Annotated in this window: 15 protein-coding genes and 1 pseudogene; 10 read left to right on the forward strand and 6 right to left on the reverse strand. The window is 63.9% G+C overall.

Annotation, left to right across the window (positions count from 1 at the left end):
* The first annotated feature begins 100 nt into the window (after positions 1-100).
* A complete protein-coding gene (locus tag CQ14_RS19485) occupies positions 101-1,837 on the forward strand; it encodes a peptidoglycan-binding protein (RefSeq protein ID WP_057859469.1) in 1,737 nt (578 codons plus the stop codon).
* Entirely contained in the window at positions 1,834-3,807 is a 1,974-nt protein-coding gene (locus CQ14_RS42380; RefSeq protein WP_199805567.1) for an ABC transporter ATP-binding protein/permease, read from the forward strand. Before CQ14_RS19485 ends, CQ14_RS42380 begins: the two co-directional genes overlap by 4 nt.
* Positions 3,808-3,834: 27 nt before the next feature.
* Here CQ14_RS42380 and CQ14_RS46480 read toward each other — a convergent pair.
* Positions 3,835-3,929, reverse strand: a pseudogene (locus tag CQ14_RS46480) (SOS response-associated peptidase); the annotation flags it as partial.
* Positions 3,930-4,800: 871 nt separating this feature from the next.
* Between CQ14_RS46480 and CQ14_RS19495 the strand changes: the two are divergent.
* A complete protein-coding gene (locus tag CQ14_RS19495) occupies positions 4,801-5,727 on the forward strand; it encodes a septal ring lytic transglycosylase RlpA family protein (protein WP_057859470.1) in 927 nt (308 codons plus the stop codon).
* A gap of 83 nt (positions 5,728-5,810) precedes the next feature.
* On the opposite strand, the gene CQ14_RS19500 is transcribed toward CQ14_RS19495, so the two are convergent.
* Positions 5,811-6,755, reverse strand: a complete 945-nt coding sequence (locus tag CQ14_RS19500; protein WP_057859471.1) for an alpha/beta fold hydrolase — start codon at positions 6,753-6,755, stop codon at positions 5,811-5,813.
* Positions 6,756-6,919: 164 nt separating this feature from the next.
* On the opposite strand from CQ14_RS19500, the gene CQ14_RS19505 reads away from it, so the two are divergent.
* From CQ14_RS19505 to CQ14_RS19535, 7 genes are read left to right on the forward strand one after another with little or no spacing between them, the layout of a single operon-like run.
* Entirely contained in the window at positions 6,920-8,182 is a 1,263-nt protein-coding gene (locus tag CQ14_RS19505) for a D-alanyl-D-alanine carboxypeptidase family protein (RefSeq protein WP_057859472.1), read from the forward strand.
* A 2-nt stretch (positions 8,183-8,184) separates the two neighbouring features.
* A complete protein-coding gene (gene tmk / locus CQ14_RS19510; protein WP_057859473.1) occupies positions 8,185-8,871 on the forward strand; it encodes a dTMP kinase in 687 nt (228 codons plus the stop codon).
* Positions 8,868-9,908, forward strand: coding sequence for a DNA polymerase III subunit delta' (locus CQ14_RS19515; RefSeq protein WP_057859474.1), 1,041 nt, complete (start codon positions 8,868-8,870; stop codon positions 9,906-9,908). The genes tmk and CQ14_RS19515 overlap by 4 nt, the downstream gene beginning before the upstream one ends.
* A 53-nt stretch (positions 9,909-9,961) precedes the next feature.
* Positions 9,962-11,905 carry a methionine--tRNA ligase gene (metG, locus tag CQ14_RS19520; RefSeq protein ID WP_082649947.1) on the forward strand — a complete coding sequence of 648 codons (1,944 nt, stop codon included), beginning with the start codon at positions 9,962-9,964 and terminating at the stop codon, positions 11,903-11,905.
* Between the two features lie 14 nt (positions 11,906-11,919).
* On the forward strand, positions 11,920-12,711 hold the full coding sequence (locus CQ14_RS19525) for a TatD family hydrolase (RefSeq protein WP_057859475.1): 792 nt from the start codon (positions 11,920-11,922) through the stop codon (positions 12,709-12,711).
* Positions 12,708-13,514 (forward strand): MBL fold metallo-hydrolase, encoded by an 807-nt coding sequence (locus tag CQ14_RS19530; protein WP_057859476.1) that lies wholly within the window; start codon positions 12,708-12,710, stop codon positions 13,512-13,514. Before CQ14_RS19525 ends, CQ14_RS19530 begins: the two co-directional genes overlap by 4 nt.
* Positions 13,515-13,553: 39 nt before the next feature.
* The gene (locus CQ14_RS19535) at positions 13,554-14,186 is read left to right on the forward strand and encodes an antibiotic biosynthesis monooxygenase family protein (RefSeq protein WP_057859477.1); all 633 of its coding nucleotides are present in this window, start codon (positions 13,554-13,556) and stop codon (positions 14,184-14,186) included.
* A gap of 96 nt (positions 14,187-14,282) precedes the next feature.
* Here the strand turns inward: CQ14_RS19535 and CQ14_RS19540 are convergent, their stop codons facing one another.
* The 4 genes from CQ14_RS19540 to CQ14_RS19555 all read right to left on the reverse strand — a co-directional run.
* A complete protein-coding gene (locus CQ14_RS19540) occupies positions 14,283-15,932 on the reverse strand; it encodes an acyl-CoA synthetase (protein WP_057859478.1) in 1,650 nt (549 codons plus the stop codon).
* A 29-nt stretch (positions 15,933-15,961) separates the two neighbouring features.
* Positions 15,962-17,860, reverse strand: coding sequence for a TRAP transporter large permease (locus CQ14_RS19545; protein ID WP_057859479.1), 1,899 nt, complete (start codon positions 17,858-17,860; stop codon positions 15,962-15,964).
* Positions 17,861-17,876: 16 nt separating this feature from the next.
* A complete protein-coding gene (locus CQ14_RS19550) occupies positions 17,877-18,896 on the reverse strand; it encodes a TRAP transporter substrate-binding protein (RefSeq protein WP_057859480.1) in 1,020 nt (339 codons plus the stop codon).
* A gap of 376 nt (positions 18,897-19,272) precedes the next feature.
* On the reverse strand, positions 19,273-19,549 hold a 277-nt coding region (locus CQ14_RS19555; RefSeq protein ID WP_156435170.1), incomplete at its 5' end, for a CHAT domain-containing protein.

Consider the following 19,549-nt stretch of genomic DNA (forward strand, 5'->3'; position numbering starts at 1 on the left):
AGTAATCTCCTTCCCTGGCAGCGCGTCGCATGACGAAGGCGGACGCTACGCTTCCTGTGAAGATGGCCCGCACGCTGTCGATGGCGGGAGGGACTACCGCATGGCCGCAAAGCGCGTAAACGTTCTCTGGGCTATCTTGGGCGCGGTTGGGGGGATGGCGCTTGGCGCCTGGTACATGGGCTCCAGGATCCAGTCGCCGGCGGAAATGGCGGCCCGCACCGCAGCGCCCGAGCCATCCGCGATCCTTGTGCCTGTGGAGTCGCGTGTACTGAGTTCCGATGTGGTCACCCGCGGCACGGTCCGCTTCGGACTGCCGCAGCCGGTTTCGATCGCGCCTTCGACTGTCAAGGGCGGCCCCGGGCTGATCTCGTCGCTGCCCCGACCCAATACGAACTTTGGGGAAGGCGAGGTGATTCTATCCGCATCCGGCCGTCCGGTATTTGTTCTCAGCGGCGCCGCGCCGGCTTTTCGCGACATGGCGCCCGGGACCAGCGGCGGCGACGTCCGCCAGCTCGAAGAAGCCCTCGCTCGTCTTGGCTTCGATCCGGGCACCGTCGATGGCAATTACGATCAGAAGACATCCGCCGCGGTCGAGCGCATGTATAAGAAGGCCGGATGGGATCCCTACGCGCCGACGCGCGAACAGCGCGCAGCCGTCGCCGCTCTCGAGCGGGAGTGGTCAGATGCCGCGCGCGCCCAGCTTGCGGCCGAGGCCACGCGCGAAACAGCGGTGAAAGCGGTCGCCGCAGCCCGGGCCATCGCGGAGCAGAACACGCGCCAGGCTGCCCTCGACAGCGCGGCACGCGTTGGCAACAGCCGCCAGCTGGCGGACGCGAGATCCGGCAAGTCGCTGGCGCTTGAAACCGAACGTGCGCGGGCCGCACATTCCGCGACCGCGGCCAGTGCCGATGTCGCTACGCAAGTCGCCGATCGTGCCCTGATCGTTCTTGATCCGCGCCAGACCGAAACGGCGCGTGCTGCAGCCGAGGCCAAGCTCAAAGTGGCGCGGGCCGCGCAGCGCAAGGCGAAGATGGAAGCCGATCTGGCGATTCAGACCGCGGCGCGCGAAGCCGCGCTGGCCGAGGAACGGATCCGCGTCGCCGAGGGAGCCGTGAAGGCGGCCCGCCTGGAGGGGGAGCGCAGCGTTCGTGCGGCGCTGGAACAGCAAGAGCTCGCTGAATTTGACGTCAAGGTCGCAAGCGAACGAGCACAGCGGCTGAACGCCGAACTCACGGCCGCGCGCGCCAAGCTTGGCGTGCAGGTTCCGGCGGACGAAGTTGTGTTCATCCCGTCGCTCCCAATCCGCGTCCACGAGGTGACCGCCTCGGTCGCCGCCAATGCTTCCGGGCCGGTGATGAGTGTAACGGACAACCAGCTCAGTATCGACTCGCAACTGCCACTTGAAGCCGCGCCGTTGGTGAAGTCCGGGATGAAAGTTGCGATCGACGAGCAGGCGCTTGGGATCAAGGCGACCGGCGTCGTTGAGACGGTGGCGACCACACCTGGCACGCGCGGCGTGGACGGCTACCACTTCTATCTCGAGGTCAAGGTGGAGACCACGCCGGTGCTCCTGGCGGGGTTTTCCGTCCGACTGACAATCCCGATCGAAACGTCGAAGGGCGCAGTCACTGCGGTCCCGACCAGTGCGGTGTCGCTTGCCGCCGACGGAACATCGCGTGTGCTGGTCGAACGCGGCGGCAAGCAGGAGTACGTCACCGTGCAGCCTGGGCTTTCGACGGGCGGCTATGTCGAGGTCGGCACTTCCGATGGGCGGCTGGCACCCGGTCAGCTCGTGGTAGTGGGCTATAAAACAGCCGAGCCAGCGGCGATCAAATGAAGCTCATGGAGGACATGCGGTCAGAGGTGCCGATCAAGACGGCCTCTGTCGATGCCGACCATGTCCTCGACCTGCGTAAAGTGTGCAAGCAATTCGGGACCGATCCCGCTGTCGACGCATTGATCGATGTCGACCTCGTGTTGCGACGCGGCGAATGGCTGTCGATAACCGGTCCGTCCGGCTCGGGGAAATCCACGCTGTTGAATATCCTCGGTTGCCTCGACCGGCCGACCGGCGGACAGTACGTTTTTGATGGTATCGAAACGACAAAGCTGAGCGAGAATGAGCGGGCCGGGTTGCGCAGCCGCCGTGTTGGATTCATCTTTCAGTCATTCCACCTGCTACCGTATCGTACTGTCCTCGAGAACGTCATGCTGGCGGAAGTATATCGTCGGCAAACCGGCCGCGGACGGCGCGAACGGGCGATGGAGGAAATTCGCCGCGTCGGTCTAGCGCATCGCGCGAATTTTTTGCCTTCCAAATTGTCCGGTGGCGAATGTCAGCGGGTGGCGATTGCCCGCGCCCTGATGGGTTCACCGAGCCTGCTCTTGTGCGACGAACCGACCGGCAATCTCGATTCCAAAAACACCGAGTCGATCCTGGATTTCTTCACCGAACTCAACAAGGAGGGCATGACGCTTGCCGTCGTTACGCACGACGAAAACGTGGCGCGCCGGGGCTCGCGCCGGGTCAACATGAAGGATGGCCGGCTGTTTGGTGGAAGCGAGGCCGCATTGCCAGCTGCTTCCAAAGCCCGCATTGCAGCTTCAGGGATTACAGCGCGCGACCTTTTCGCCGAGGCAATCGCCGGGGTGATCGCGCGGCCGGCCCGTATGGCGCTAACGGTGCTCGGCATCGTGATCGGCATGTCGGCGCTGGTAGCCACCATCGGTCTCACCCGAACCGCTGGTAACCGCATCATCAGTCAGTTCGATCAACTCGCGGCCACGGAGCTGTTCATCACGGCGCGGCCGGGGATGGCGACTGGCACGATTGATCCGCGTGCCATTCCATGGGACGCGACGGAACGGCTCACGCGGCTGAACGGTGTCGTGGCCGCGGGCCTGCTAAGCGACGTCAATGTCCACGATATGCTCGTCAGCGCCTCGCCGGTGGTGGATCCGTCCAATCAGACCGCATTCAAACTGGCGGTGCGCGCCGCCTCGCCGGATTTGTTCCGCGCGGTGCGCGCCGACCTTGCCTCAGGACGATTTATCGACGGCGGGCATTCTGCGCGCGCCGAGCGCGTCGCCGTCCTCGGCCCCGATGCGGCGCGCCGCCTGGGCATCGCGGGAGTCGAGCGGCTACCCGCGATCTATGTCGGCGATCACCTCTACCTCGTGATCGGTATCCTTCGCGATGTGGTGCGAAAGCCTGAACTGCTTGGCTCGGTTATCATTCCCGAGGGCACGGCGCGACGGCATTTCAGCCTGTTCGGGCCTGGCATGGTGGTCGTGGAGACGAAGATCGGCGCCGCTTCCCTGATCGCGCTGCAGGCGCGGGCGGCGCTGCGGCCGGACGACCCGCGCACCCTGCGCGTGCAACTGCCGCAGGAGCCGCGGCGCGTGCGCGACGACGTGCAAACCGATCTCAATATGATGTTCCTGCTGCTGGGTGGCCTGTCGCTCGTTGTCGGCGCGCTCGGGATCGCAAATATCACCCTGGTGGGCGTGATGGAGCGTACGGCGGAGATCGGACTGCGCCGTGCCATCGGCGCCACTCGCCGCCACATCGCAACACAATTTCTTATTGAGAGTGCGTCCATGGGCGTCGTGGGGGGACTGCTCGGATCCAGCGTCGGCGTCCTGATCGTGGTTGGCGTTTCGGCGTATCAGGTCTGGACCCCGGTGCTCGACCCGCTCGCTCCCTTGCTCGCGCCGGCCGTCGGCGGGGTGATCGGTCTGCTGTCGGGGGTTTATCCTGCCTCGCGTGCTGCCGCGCTCGAACCGGCCGAAGCGTTCCGACATTAGAGGCAAGTCCTCAAATTGCGGATCCCCCGGGTTGGGCTCTAGTGCGTACTCGGCGAAGCTGTTAACGGCACCAGACGTCGGCTCTCCGGCTTCAGCCAGCCGCGCCAGCGCGGCGACGACGAGGGCACCAAGAATCAGTTTCGCAGGTTGGGCTGGAGAAGCCGCTTTGCACGCACCGGGAAGGGGGAGCGATGGCTATCGACCATTGGTCGCCTCGCTGACGCCTGGCGGCACTTGCCAGTTCTCGCCGGGGTCGGATCGTTCCCGGCATTGCTGCCCCGATTGGTTCGGCCGTCGCTAGCCGAACGCTGCTGCCAGCAGGCTCGAGCAGAGGAGCACGAGGCTGGCCGTCGTCAGAGCAAGGAATCCGTTGGAGACAATGTCGTGGTTGCGCATGAGACACCTACCACACCAGATTCTCGTCCGAATCTATTAAAACTTTCCGAATTCCTAACCGGAGCCTATCGCCATTTCTCTGTCTGAAGTCCGGGCGGAATACCCGAACCCCGGCCGTCAAAACTCAAGCTCTGTAACGATAGCCTTCAAATGCATGGGCTAGAAAAATGCCTGCGCTCACCAGGCCCATCACCGCTGTAACCGTCTCGATCATCGCACAAATCCTTTGCGCCCCTGAGATCCACAGAACGACTCCACCGTTGCACAGTCAAAAAGATTCACTGGGCGGAATCGTAGATCGGTCGTGAGTGATGATTTGCTGCAACAGATTGTCTGAAAGCGGTACAGGAAGGGCTACAACGAAGGATGCATACACCGTGAATCGTGGCGCTGTGCCCGTAAATCAACGGATAAAGCAGGCAACCATTCATTCACCACGCGCGACCAGATCATTCATCACGCGCGACCGCACCCCATTTCCGCCGTGTTCGGGTTGCGATATCTTCACCACGTGATGCGGAGGTGGGCCGCATCGTGGGGATCAGGCCGTAGCGCTTCAACGTAGGCAGCCGGCCGCTGAAAATGGTAATTGGGGTGATGGGGATTCGACGGCCAACAACGATCGTTCGGGTGGTTCGCGCTACTGTTGCCGTGGCAACATGCCTTGTCCTCGCCAATTGCGCCTCGTCGGACAAATTCGCCAGCCGCATCGATCCCAAATACGGCGTCTCCTCGAGCCCCCGCGTCGTGGCGTTCGGCGACCCCGTGCCGAAGGGCGGGGGAACCTACCGCGTCGGCAAGCCCTATACGGTCGCGGGCCGCGTCTACGTGCCGGAGGAGGATCCGAACTATCGCGCCGAGGGAATGGCGTCCTGGTATGGCGACGACTTCCACGGCCGGCTGACCGCCAATGGCGAGGTCTTCGATATGACCTCGCTGACGGCGGCCCACCCGACGCTCCCGATCCCGAGCTACGCCCGCGTCACCAATGTCCGGAACGGCAAGTCGCTGATCGTCCGCGTCAATGACCGCGGCCCCTATCACGGCAACCGGCTCATCGACGTCTCGAACAAGGCCGCGGAACTGCTTGAATTCAAAGCCAATGGTGTCGCCAGGGTCCGCGTTGAATATGTCGGCCGGGCCCCGCTCGAGGGTTCCGACGACCGCCAGCTGCTGGCGACGCTGCGGACTGGTGAGCCCGCGCCGTCTCCGTCGACGGTCCGGGTTGCTTCGGCCCGTCCGTTTGTTCCCGAGATTCTGTCGTCCACCGCGGGCCGGATCCGGGGCGAGGTGCCGATGCCGGAGGGGAGGCCCTACAACCTCGGCAACACCTCGGCCGATTACGCCTCAGTCAATGCGACCTCGGAAATGTCGGCCTCCAGCCGGTCGCGTGGCCGTGCCGCGGAAAATCCGCGTGCCGTGTCCTACGAGAACGAGGCCAACTATGCGGCCCCGAGCCAGGCCTACCTGCCGGTCGATTCGCGGGGGCCGAGCGAAGTCCTCAGCGGCCGCGGACTTTACTAGAGCGTTTTCAAGCGAAAGCCTGCCCCGGACTTGATCCGGGGTGGCCCCGGTTCGCGTCAAGAAAACGCGTCAAACAAAAAACTTTACCCCTTCAGGAAGGCGATCAGGGCGGCGTTGACCTCGTCAGGCCGCTCCTGCTGGATCCAGTGGCCGGCCCCATCGAGAATGAGCTTCTGCCGCAAATTCGGCAGCACACGCTCCATCTCCTTGACCTGCTTGGCGCCGATCAGCCCGGTGATGACGCCGTCCTTCGATCCCGCGATGAACAGCGAGGGCTGGCGGATTTGTGCGCCCTGCCAGGGGGCCGTCAGTTCCCAGTTGCGGTCGATGTTGCGATACCAGTTGAGCCCGCCACGAAAGCCGGAGGCCTGATAAACGGCCGCGAAATAGGCGAGGTCGGCCTCGGTCAGCCAATTCGGCAACGGCCGATTCGGATCGGTATCGCCGAGGAAGCCCTTGCCCTCCTGAACGAACTGATGGGCCGCCGGGTCGGAGAGCCCGCGCCCGGCGAGCACGATTCGCATGGTCGCCGCGACGTCACGTTCGAACTCGGCTTCGGCCACGCCGGGAGGCTGAAAATACTGCCAGTAGAAATTGGTGATGCCGTTCTGCTTGAGCGTCTCGAGCGGCAGGCCGCGGCCGCGGGAGGGCGGCGGAACGCTTAAGCCAGCGACCCCGGTGAAAATATCGGGCCGGAACATCGCCGCGTGCCAGGCGACCGGCGCGCCCCAGTCATGGCCGACAATGACCGCCTGCTTTTCGCCGAGCGCCGCCACCAGCGCGACCATGTCGCCGACATTGTGGAAGATGGTGTAGGCGCCGACATCGGCCGGCGCGCTGGTCCGGCCGAAGCCGCGCATGTCGGGGGCGACGACGTGGAAACCGGCTTCCGCGATAGCGGGGACCTGGTGCCGCCAGGAGTAGGACAATTCGGGCCAGCCATGGCAGAGCAGCACCAGCGGACCCTGTCCCTCCTCGACGACAAAGAAATCCAGCCCGTTGGCGGAAATAGTGCGTGAAGATGGCATCGCGTTTCCGCCCCGTTTTTCGTATTCTGTCGGGAGATTGCAGCTTCGCCACGATATGTTCCTTCGTCCGCTGCCGCAATCGGATCGACACGGCTGCACGTCCAAAACCTGTGTTGTTTGCGATACTTCCAACTGTTAGAACGCGCGGATTCAGGACATCGCCGATGGCAGCAGAGACTTCCGTTCCCCGCAAATCCGACGCCGCGGCCGGGCTCCCGTGGCGGAGCCTGATGGCGGTTGCCGTCGCGCTTTCGGTCGTCTGGGGCGGGATGGTCTACGCCGCCAACAACAGCGTGCAGGGCGCGCCGAAGAAGGAAGACGGCGGCTTTGATGGCGACGCGCCGACCGCGATCCTGGTCGAGGCCTCCAGCGGCAGCGTGTTGTTCGAGAAGAACGCCGATGAATTGCGGGCGCCATCCAGCATGATGAAGCTGATGACGGTCGAGGTGGTGTTCAACGCCATCAAGGAAGGCAAGGTCAAGCTGACGGACGAATACCGGATCAGCGAGAACGCCTGGCGCAAGGGCGGTGCACCGGCCGGCGGCTCGACCATGTTCGCCATTCTCAACAGCAAGGTCTCGGTAGACGACCTGTTGAAGGGCGCGATCATCCAGAGCGGCAATGATTCCTGCATTGCGCTGGCCGAAGGCATGGCCGGCAACGAGCGGATCTTCGCCGCCGACTTCCTGACCAAGCGGGCCCGCGAACTCGGCCTGACGAAGTCGACCTTCGGCAATTCCAATGGGCTGCCGGATCCTGCCAACAAGATGACGGTGCGGGAACTGGCAAAGCTCGCCCGCCACCTGATCCTGACCTATCCCGACATGTACAAATTGTTCGGCGAGCGGGAATTCACCTGGAACAAGATCCGCCAGCAGAACCGCAATCCGCTTCTGAACACGCTCAATGGCGCCGACGGTCTGAAGACCGGTTACACCAAGGAGGGCGGCTATGGCATGGTCGGTTCCGCGGTGCAGAACGACACGCGGCTGATCGTCGTCATCAACGGGCTTGAGGATCCCGATGATCGCGCCTCCGAGGCCAAGAAGATGCTGGAATGGGGCTTTCGCAACTTCGAGACCCGCACGCTGTTCGCGGCCAACCAGCAGGTCGGCTACGCCAAGGTATTCGGCGGCGCAAGCCGTTCGGTGAAGCTTGCCAGCCCCCAGCCGATCAAGGTGATGGTGCCGAAGAACGGGAGCGAGAAACTGATCGCGCGCATCGTCTACAATGGTCCGGTGCGGGCTCCGGTGGAGGCCGGCCAACCGGTCGGCGTCGTCAAGGTGTGGCGCGGCCCCAATATCGCCGTGGAGGCGCCGGTCTATGCCGCGGAAGCGGTCGGCACCGGCTCGACCATGCGCCGCGCGCTCGACGGGGCCAGCGAGCTCGTCATTGGTATGTTCCGCGCGAGTGCAGAGAAGCTCTGAGCATGAACCAGGCAACGCTGCAGCGGCCATCCGGACGCGGGAAGTTCATCACCTTTGAAGGCGGCGAGGGCTCCGGCAAGTCCACGCAGATCAAGAAGCTCGCCGAGCGTCTGACGGCAGCCAAGCTGCGCGCGATCGTCACCCGCGAGCCCGGGGGATCGCCAGGCGCCGAAATCATGCGGCATCTCGTGCTGTCGGGAATGGGCAAGCTGCTGGGACCGGAAGCGGAGACGTTGCTGTTCGCGGCCGCGCGCGACGACCATGTCCGTACCGTGATCCAGCCCGCGCTCAGCCAGGGAACGTGGGTGCTGTGCGACCGCTTCTCGGACTCGACCCGAGCCTATCAGGGCCGACTGGGGCAGGTCTCGCCCGGCGTTCTCAACGCCATGCAGCGGGTCACGATAGGCGATCTCAAGCCGGACCTGACCATCATTCTGGATATTCCCGTGGAAGTCGGCCACCAGCGCGCCGCGGCTCGCCGCGGCAGCGGCGTGCCCGATCGGTTCGAGGCGGAAGATCTGCAATTCCATCAGGGGCTGCGCGATGCCTACAAGCAGATCGCTGCGGAAGAGCCGCAGCGCTGCGTGCTGATCGATGCGAATGCCGACGCCGACACGGTTGCCGGCCGCGTCTGGTCTGCGCTGCGCGACCACCTGTTCGCGGTCCCGAGCCCGGCGGACACGCCATGAGCGCGCGCAAGGCCGAGCAGGAGACGGCGGTCAGGCATCCCCGCGAAATGGCCGATCTGTTCGGCCACCGCGAGGCGGAGACGGCCTTGCTGACGGCCTACCGCAGCGGGCGCATTCCCCATGCATGGCTGATCGGTGGACCGCAAGGCATCGGCAAGGCGACACTGGCCTATCGCATGGCGCGCTTCGTGCTGGCCAATCCAAACCCGGCCCTGCCTTCGGTGCAGCGAGCCGAGACGCTGGCGCTCGACCCGGACGATCCCGTCGCGCGTCAGGTCACGGCAGGCGCCCATGGCGGGCTATTGGTGCTGGAGCGCGGCCTCAACGATCGCGGCGTGATGAGGACGGTGATCACCGTCGACGAGACGCGGGAAACGATTTCGTTCTTCGGCTCGACCGCCGCCGTCGACGGCTGGCGCGTCTGCATCGTCGACACCGTAGACGAACTCAATCCGAACGCCGCCAATGCGCTGCTCAAGATTCTTGAGGAGCCGCCGCACCGATCGCTGTTTCTGCTCGTCAGCCATTCGCCGGCACGGGCCTTGCCGACAATTCTGTCCCGCTGCCGCAAGCTGCCGCTGCGGCCGCTTACGGCTGACGACGTCGTGCGCGCAGCGTCGCGGGCCGCCGACATCGCGCCCGATGATCCGGCGCTTTTCGAGGCTGCCGATGCCGCGGAGGGGAGCGTGTCCCGCGCGCTGACGCTGCTCGGCGGCGACGCGCTGAAGCTGCAGCAGCGGACCGCGGCGCTGCTGGCGACGCTGCCGCAGGTCGATCCGCGCGAATTGCACGCCCTTGGCGAGGCGCTCGGCACCAGCGACCGGGTGGCGCTGGCAGCCTTCATCGACGGCATCGATCGCTGGATCGGCGAAAAGCTGCGCGTTGGCGACGCCAATGCCAATCTGCCCCGCCTTGCACGGCTGGCGGAGGTATGGGAAAAGATCGTCCGCGCCGCGCGCGACACCGAATCCTATAATTTGGAGCGAAAACCGCTGGTTTTCTCGGTGTTCGGGATGCTCGCGGACGCGACGCGGTAACGCTCCGCCTGATCTCAATCCAAGACAATCTTTGAGTCATAAAGGAATTCGTAGTGGCGACGGCTGGAAAGAAAGCTTCGAAAAAGAAGGCGAAGAAGGCTCGCAAATCGCCGTCCGCCAACGCCAGCAAGAAGGCAGCGGCGAAAAAGCGTGCGGCCAAGAAAACTGCAGCCAAGAAGACGGCCAAGAGCACGCGCGGCGTGAAGAAGGTCGGCAAGGCTTCGAAGAAGGCTGCAAAGAAGGCTCCGAAGGCCGCGAAGAAGTCGGCCAAGAAGATCGCGAAGAGAGCCGTCAACAAATCACCCAGGAAGTCCGCAGCGAAAACCTCGCCGAAGAAGCGCGCGGTAACGCCGCAAGAAGCAGGCCCTGCCATTCAGGCGGCGCCCGCGGCAGAGAAGCCGAAGCCCGTTGCGCCACGCGCGAAGCCGGCGCCCGCTGCCAAGCCGGCTGCGGCTGCCGAACGCGACACGTACTTCATCACGACCGCGATCGCCTATCCGAACGGCATTCCCCATATCGGCCACGCCTACGAGGCGATCGCGACCGACGCGCTGGCGCGCTTTCAGCGGCTCAACGGCAAGGATGTATTTTTCCTCACCGGCACCGACGAGCACGGCCTGAAGATGGTGCAGACCGCCGAGAGCGAGGGCATGAGCGTCGCCGATCTCGCCGCGCGCAATGCCGGCCGGTTCAAGGAGATGGACGAACGCCTGAACGTGTCGTTCGATCGCTTCATCCGCACCACGGAGCCTGACCATCATCGTTCGGTCCAGGTGGTCTGGAACCGGATGCAGCAGAACGGCGACATCTATCTCGACACCTATGCCGGCTGGTACTCGGTGCGCGACGAAGCCTATTACGCCGAAGAGGAAACCGTCCTCGGCGAGGACAATGTGCGCCGTGGCCCCCAGGGCTCGCCGGTCGAATGGGTCGAGGAGAAGAGCTACTTCTTCAAATTGTCCGCCTATCAGGACCGCCTGCTGCAGCTCTACGAGAGTCAGCCGGATTTCATCGGCCCGGATTCGCGCCGTAACGAGGTCGTCAGCTTCGTGAAGGGCGGCCTGAAAGATCTGTCGATTTCGCGCACGACGTTCGACTGGGGCGTCAAGGTGCCTGATGATCCCGAGCACGTGATGTATGTCTGGGTCGATGCGCTCACCAACTACATCACCGGCGTCGGTTTCCCCGATGAAAGCGATGCGAACTGGCGCTACTGGCCGGCGGACGTGCACATCATCGGCAAGGACATCATCCGCTTCCATGCGGTGTACTGGCCGGCGTTCCTGATGTCGGCCGGCATCCCCGTGCAGAAGCGGGTCTATGCGCACGGCTTCCTGTTCAACAGGGGTGAGAAGATGTCGAAGTCGGTCGGCAACGTCGTCGACCCCTTCAACCTGGCCGACCAGTACGGCGTCGATCAGATGCGCTATTTCTTCCTGCGCGAGGTGCCGTTCGGACAGGACGGCAACTACAACCATGAAGCCATTGTCGCGCGCATCAACGCAGATCTTGCCAACGGTCTCGGCAATCTGGCGCAGCGCTCGCTGTCGATGATCGCCAAGCAACTGGGCGGCGTGCTGCCGGAGCCGGGTGAGTTCACCGACAACGACAAGGAGATGCTGGCGGAAGCGGACGCCATGCTGGAGGCGTCGCGGACGGCGATGGCGAGCCAGCAGATCCATCAATGGCTGAACGTGGTGTGGTCCGTGGTCGCGGAGGCCGACCGCTATTTCGCGGGCGAGGCGCCATGGGCGCTGGCCAAGACCGATCCGGCGCGGCAGAAAACCGTGCTCTATGTGACCACGGAAGTGGTGCGGCAGATCGCGATCCTGACGCAGCCGGTGATGCCGGAGGCCTCGGGCAAGCTGCTCGACAGCCTTGGCATTCAACACGACGCGCGGGACTTTGCGGCGATCGGGACGCGGATCGCGGCCGGCACGAATTTGCCGCCGCCGGTCGGCGTGTTTCCGCGCTATGTCGAACCAAAGGCGGATTGAGCCGTTTGCAAGCCATGCTCGTCGATAGCCATTGCCATCTCGACTTCCCGGATTTTGCCGAAGATCTCGACGGCATCGTCGCGCGTGCCGAGACGGCGGGGATCGGCCGCATGGTCACCATCTCGACGCGGGTGAAGCGGCTCGGCGGGCTGCTTGCCATCGCCGAGCGGTTTCCGAGCGTCTATTGCTCGGTCGGCACCCATCCGCACAATGCCGATGAGGAAGACGGCATCCCTGCGAGCGAGCTGATTGAACTGACGAAGCATCCGAAGGTCGTGGCGCTGGGGGAGGCGGGGCTCGACTACTTCTATGAGCACGGCTCCCGCGAAGCACAGGAGCGTGGCTTTCGCGCCCATATCGCGGCGGCACGGGCGACGGGATTGCCGCTGGTGATCCATACCCGCGAAGCCGACGAGGATTGCGGCCGCATTCTCGAAGACGAGATTGCCAAGGGACCGTTCCGCGCGGTGCTGCATTGCTACACCGGCGGGCGCGAGTTGGCGATGAAGGCGATTGGTCTGGGCCTTTCGATCTCTTTCACGGGCATCCTGACCTTTAAGAAGTCCGAAGCGTTGCGCGAGCTCGCGGCCGAACTGCCGGCTGACCGCATCATGGTCGAAACCGACGCGCCGTATCTGGCGCCCGGCAAGTTTCGCGGCAAACGCAACGAGCCGTCTTACGTGGTTGAGGTCGCAAAGGTGCTGGCGGAGACACGCGGCGTCTCGCTGGAGGAAATCTCGCGGCAAACGACCGAAAACTTCTTCCGTCTGTTTTCCAAGGTGCCAGCGCCAAAGGCGACTGCATGACGGTGACGCTGACGATTCTTGGCTGCGGATCCTCCGCCGGCGTGCCGCGCCCGGCGCTCGGTTGGGGCGCCTGCGATCCCAACAATCCGAAAAACCGCCGCCGCCGCTGCTCGCTGCTGGTCGAGCGTACCGGCGCGCACGGCACCACGCGGATCGTGATCGACACCTCGCCCGACCTCCGCGAGCAATTGATCGACGCCAATGTCGATCACATCGACGCTGTGTACCTGACGCATGAACATGCCGACCAGACCCACGGCATCGACGATCTGCGTTCGGTCGTGCTGCACCAGCGCCGGCGTATTCCGGTCTATTTCAACCAATCGACCGCCAAAGACATCATGGCGCGGTTCTCCTATTGCTTCATCTCGCCCGAGGGCAGCGATTATCCGCCGATCCTGACGCGCCACTCGATCGAAGCCGGCGAGAGCCACTTGACCGAAGGGAAGGGCGGCCCGGTCAAACTGTCGGCCTTCCTGGTTCATCACGGCAGGATTCCCGCGCTGGGATTCCGCGTCGGCGCCGCCGCCTACACGCCCGATCTCCACGACATTCCCGAAGAGAGCTGGCCGGCGCTGCAAAACCTCGATCTCTGGATCGTCGATGGGTTGCGCTATGCCGGTCATTCCAGTCATTTCAGCGTCAACGACGCACTTTCTTGGATCGAGCGCTTCAAACCGAAGCAGGCTGTGATTACGAATATGCATTCGGACCTCGATTATGAGGTGCTGCGCCAGAGCCTGCCGGATGGCGTCATTCCGGCCTATGATGGGATGCGGCTGACGCTCGACGGCAAAGGCTGAGCCGTCGCAACTCCGGCCGCCGGACGCGGAGGAATGTCGATGATTGGTCTGTTCTTTGAAGTCCAGACGAAGCCTGGACACCGGGATCAATATCTCGATCTCGCTGCTTCGCTGAAGCCCGAACTTGAGGCGATGGGTGGCTGCCTCTTCATCGATCGGTTCAGGAGCCTGACGCGGGAAGACCTGCTGCTGTCCTATCAGATATGGCAGGACGAGGGAGCCCTGACAGCATGGCGCGCCCATGCGCACCATCACGATGTCCAGACCATCGGCCGCGCCAAAGTCTTCTCGGACTATCGCATCCGCGTCGCCCAGGTCACTCACGAGGCGAGGCCGGGACAGCCGGTCTGGCAGCCCGCGCGTCGCACGCCCTACAACGATCCTGCGAGGCGCAAACCGACATATGTGCTGGCGGCGGAATCGACGAGCGGCAGGCTGCCGGTCGCAACCGACTGGCGCCGTGACGCTTTCGCGAGCGTCTACCGTGACGGACACTTCGCGCACCTGATCGATCTGCCGGATGAACAAGCTGGCGTCGAATTCGGCTCACGGCTATTTGCCGATCCGGCAATCCAGTATTTTCGCGTGTTCGAAGTCATGCGCGACTACGGCATGTTCGAACGGACAGAGGCGCCGCAATACTATCCGCCGGTCAAGCGAGAGCGGGCCTAGACCGTAGGGTGGGCGCAAAGGCGCGCAAGCGCCGTGCCCACCATTGTCTACGCGCCCAAGATGGTGGGCACGCCACGCTTTGCCCACCCTACGAATCTAAGCCGATATCGCTTTCGCCGAGTCCACCTGGTTGCGCAGCATAAATTTTTGGATCTTGCCGGTTGACGTCTTCGGGATGACGCCGAACACGACGGCCTTCGGCGTCTTGAAGCCGGACATGTGGCTGCGGCAGAAGGCGATGATCTCGGCTTCCGTCGCCTTGGCGCCGTCCTTCAACTCGACGAAGGCGCAAGGCACCTCGCCCCATTTGGAGTCGGGTTTTGCGACCACGGCCGCGAACAGCACGGCCGGGTGCTTGTAGAGGATGTCCTCGACCTCGACGGAGGAGATGTTCTCGCCGCCTGATATGATGATGTCCTTGGAGCGGTCCTTGATGATGACGTAGCCGTGCTCGTCGAGCACGCCGAGATCGCCGGTGTGGAACCAGCCACCGGCGAAGGCCTCTTGCGTCGCCTTCTCGTTCTTCAGATAGCCCTTCATCACGATATTGCCGCGGAACATCACCTCGCCGATGGTTTCGCCGTCGCGCGGCACCTCCTGCATGGTCTCGGGGTCGAGCACGGTGACGGCTTCTTCCAGCGGGTAGGGCACGCCCTGCCGGCGCTTCATCTGGGCGCGCTGGTCGGCAGGGAGTTCATCCCAGCCCGGCTGCTCGGCGCAGACGGAGGCCGGGCCATAGACCTCGGTCAGGCCGTAGACGTGGGTCAGCTTGATGCCGATGCTTTCGGCGCCTTCGAGCACGGCGACCGGCGGTGCTGCGCCCGCGATCAATCCGACGACGCGGCGCGCCTTGTCGCCCTTGGGCGCGCCGGGCGTGTTGATCAGCGTGTTGTAGACGATCGGCGCACCGCACATGTGGGTGACGCCGTGTTTGGGAATCAACTCGAAGATTTTTGCCGGATCGACCTTGCGCAGGCAGACATTGATGCCGGCCGAGGCCGCGACCGTCCACGGGAAGCACCAACCGTTGCAGTGGAACATCGGCAGCGTCCAGAGATAGACCGGATGCTGGCCGAGATTGCCGGCCAGGATATTGCTGACGGCATTGAGATAGGCGCCGCGGTGATGGGTGACGACGCCCTTCGGATTGCCCGTGGTGCCCGAGGTGTAGCTCAGCGCAATCGCATCCCATTCATCGGCGGGCAGCCGCGCGACGAAGCCGGGATCGCCCGCCGCAACCGCCGCCTCGTACTCGATCTCACCGATCCGCTTGCCGCCTGCAAACGCCGCGTCGTCGACATCGACCACGAAAGGCTTCTGCCCCTTCATCAGCGTCAGCGCTTCCGCGATCACGTCGGAGAATTCCGGATCGACCAGAATGATTTTCGCGCCGCCATGATCGAGCTGGAAGGCGATCGACGGCGCGTCGAGCCGGATGTTCAGCGCGTTCAGCACCGCACCTGCCATCGGGACCGCGAAATGCACCTCGTTCATGGCCGGGACGTTCGGCAGCATCGCCGCGACCGTATCGCCATTGCCGATGCCGCGGCCGGCGAGCCAGGACGCAAAGCGCCGGCAGCGCGCGTAGGTCTCGGCCCACGTGAAGCTGCGGCCCTCATAGACCGTGCTGACGTGATCGGGAAAAACGGCGGCGCTGCGAGCCAGGAAACTCAACGGCGTCAGCGGCACATAATTCGCCGGTGTCTTGTCCAATCCGGTGGAATACTGGTTCTGGGCTGCGCTCATCGGCTTTGTCCCATTTACAAAATTAGACCTTACAAGAACCCGATGGAAATCCACGGGAAGATGGCCACGATAATCAGGCCGACCATCAGCGCCAACAGGTAACCCCAGATCGGCCGGATACCCTCGGCCGGATCGACGCGTCCGATGGCGCAGGCCGCATAATAGCCTACTCCGAAGGGCGGCGCGAATAGCCCGATACCCATCGCGAGGATCACGATCATCGCATAGTGCACCTCGTGCACGCCGACCGTGCGGGCGATCGGAAACAGCAACGGCCCGAACAGCACGATCGCCGGAATGCCCTCCAGCACGCTGCCCAGGATCACGAAGGCCACGATCGAGACTGCGATGAACGTCGCCGAGCCGCCGGGCAGGCCGGTCATGGCAGCCGCCAGCGTCCGCGAGAAGCCGGATTGCGTGAGGCCCCAGGCCATGCCGGTGGCACAGCCGATGATCAGCAGGATCGCACCCGACAGCGACGCGGTCTCGACCAGCATCGGCACGATCCGCCGCCAGTCGAAATTGCGGTAGATCAGAAGGCCGTAGACAAAGAAGCCGACGATGAAGGCATATACGATGCCGATAGTGGAAACCTCGGTCGCGGTTGCGATGCCCTCGACCACGGCATAGCGGATCACGAATGGCAGGGCGATGGCGGGCAGGGCGATGGCGAAGGCCCGGGCGATCTCGGTAGCGTTCGCCCGCGTGACGTGCCGCAGGTCCTCGTTCCGATAGCGCCACCACACCAGCGCCGACAGCGTGATCGCCAGCACCAGGCTCGGCAGCAGGCCACCGGTGAACAGCGCCGCGATCGACACGCCGGTCACTGAGCCGATCGTGATCAACACGAGGCTCGGCGGAATGGTCTCTGTCTGCGCGCCAGTGGCGGAGAGCAGGGCGACCAGATCGCCCGGCTTGGCGCCCCGCGCCTTCATCTCCGGAAACAGCACCGGCGCCACGGCTGCCATATCGGCGGCCTTCGCGCCTGAGATGCCGGACACCAGATACATCGCGCCGACCAGCACGTAATGCAGGCCGCCGCGGACATGGCCCAAGAGACTTGCCAGGAACGCCACCATGGCGCGCGCCATGCCGGTCATCTCGATCAGGAGGCCGAGGAAGACAAAGAGGGGCACCGACAACAGGATGAGGTGGCTCATGCCCTCGTCCATGCGGCCTACCAGCACCATCAGCGGCGTGCCGGTGGTCAGCGCCAGATAGCCATAGGTCGCCAGGCCAAAACCGAATGCAATCGGCACCCCGGCGAACACGCAGAAGCCGGCCACGCCGACGAAGAAAATGATCAGATTGAGGTTGCCGAGCGGCTTGAGCGAGCCCCTGAGCAGCCAGAAGACCCCGATGACCAGCGCGACCGACAGGATCGCGCCCAGCACCGTGCGAACGTTGCTGGCGCGGGCCAGCCGCAGCAGCGCAAACATCGCCATCAGCGCGATGCCGACCGGCAGCGCCGCGGCGCGCCAGATATTGCTGATCTGCAGCGCCGGCGTGGTGATGTAGCTTTCCTCGTAGGCGTATTCGTAGGCCGGCCAGGCGATCAGGATCAGGAACGCCAGCGCCGCCGACGTCGCCACCAGATCGAGATAAGCCCGCATCGCAGGCTTCGCATTGGCGACAATGGCCGTCATTCGCATGTGCTCGGCACGGCGGAATGCGACCGCGGCGCCGAGCATGGCGAGCCACAGGAACAGGATCGAGGCCAGTTCGTCCGACCAGATCAACGGCTGGTGCAACGCATAGCGCGCCACCACCCCCGCAAACAGGATCACGATCTCGGCGATGACCAGAAGCGCGGCCGGAAGCTCGACCAGCATTCCCAGGGCATGTTCGATCGACGCCAGCACATGGCGGCGAGGAGGGGACTGCCCCGCCTCGCCGCCAACGGCTTCGCTCATTCCGGCATGAGCCATGACGGCCTCTCAGGCGCTACGAGAGCTTGCCGACGGACTTTTCGAGCAGCTCCCAGGCCTGGTCGCCATATTTACCTTTCCATTCCGCGTAGAAGCCGGCGGAGCGCAGCTTGTCGCGGAACGGCGCGACGTTGGGCTGGTTGAAGGTCAGGCCCTTGCCGGCCAGTTCCTGCTGCAGCCCGGCATTCAGCTTGGCAACGTCCTCGCGCTCCTTGACGGCCGCCGCATTGATGTTCTTGGCAACGATCGTCCTGACATCCTCGGGCAACTTTTCCCAGGCGCGGCGGTTCGCCAAGAACCAGAAGCCGTCCCACATATGGTTCGTCAGCGAGCAGAACTTCTGCACTTCGTACAGTTTTGCGGTCGAGATGATCGCCAACGGGTTTTCCTGACCCTCGACGATCTTGGTCTGCAATGCAGAGTAAACTTCACTAAAATTGATCGAAGCGGGCGCCGCATCGAACGCCTTGAACATCGAGGTCCAGAGCGGCGACACCGGCACGCGGATCTTGAAGCCCTTGAAGTCTTCCGGACCGTTGATCGGCTTGGTCGACGACGTGGTCTGGCGGAAGCCGTTATCCCAGATCTTCTCCATCACCACGAGGTTCGCCTTGGCGATCTCGCCGCGGATATGGGCGCCCAGGCCCCCGTCCATGGCCTTCCAGACCGTGTCGTAGTCCGGAAACGCAAAGCCGATGCCGCTGATGGACGCCGCCGGCACCAGCGTCGCCAGAATCAGGCCAGACAGCGTGAAAAACTCGACGCCGCCCGAGCGGATCTGGCTCAGCATATCGGTATCGGAACCGAGCTGGTTGTTCGGGAAGATCTGCAGGTCGAACCGCCCATTGGTCTCAGCCTTGATCGCGGCCGCCATTTCCTTGGCCCGGGCGTTCATGGGATGGCCGTCAGGAAGATTATTGGCGTACTTGTAGGTAAATTCGGCAGTCTGGGCCCGCGCCACCAGCGGCGCGCCAATGCCACCCAAAACCGCTGACGCAGCGGATGCCTTGAGAAGCGTGCGTCGTGAAAAACTCATCCTAGTTTCTCCCTTGGGATTGTTGTTCTTGAGACGACCAAATGCTCGGAAGTCATCGGCGATCTCGCGCTCGAGGCGCTTATTGCAGCGTCCGCAAGCCACGGCAACACAGGCTTTGGCGGAGCAGGATTGCTTGCGCCAAACGAAAGCTCGTATGGCCGTCAGGCTGGCTTGGTTTGCCAGCATATCCGGCTAAATATCTGATCTAATTGTAGATATAAATATTCCATAATATACCTTATGCGAATTATGGGTATTTGGTCGTGGGGTCTGCATTCGGTTCGGGCGATTCCCGCAACGCGCCGCGGATGCCCGCACAGCTTGGCGAGGCGGCATCGCAGCACACCCCCGCCTGTGCTCAGGCCCGATCGCTTCTTCAGGTGCATCCGTAGAGGGTGAAGCCCGCCCAGCGCCGGATTGGCCAGCGCTCGTCCGCAAGCATTCTCCGCTGCGTCGCTGCGAAGGCCTTCAGCGGCGTGCAGCCATCGAGGCGTGCCGCATGGTAGGCGTTGAAGAAGGTTGCCGTCTCGCGGTCGCCCGCCTCCGTCACGCTGACCAGCGCTGCGGCCGCCCCCGCTTCGAGAAAGCCGGCCGGTAGCCCCACCACGTCATCGCCCAGCAGCCGCACGCCGCCCGCCGCCACCGGCCGCCTG

It is taken from the genome of Bradyrhizobium lablabi, assembly GCF_001440475.1.
Taxonomy (GTDB): Bacteria; Pseudomonadota; Alphaproteobacteria; order Rhizobiales; family Xanthobacteraceae; genus Bradyrhizobium; species Bradyrhizobium lablabi.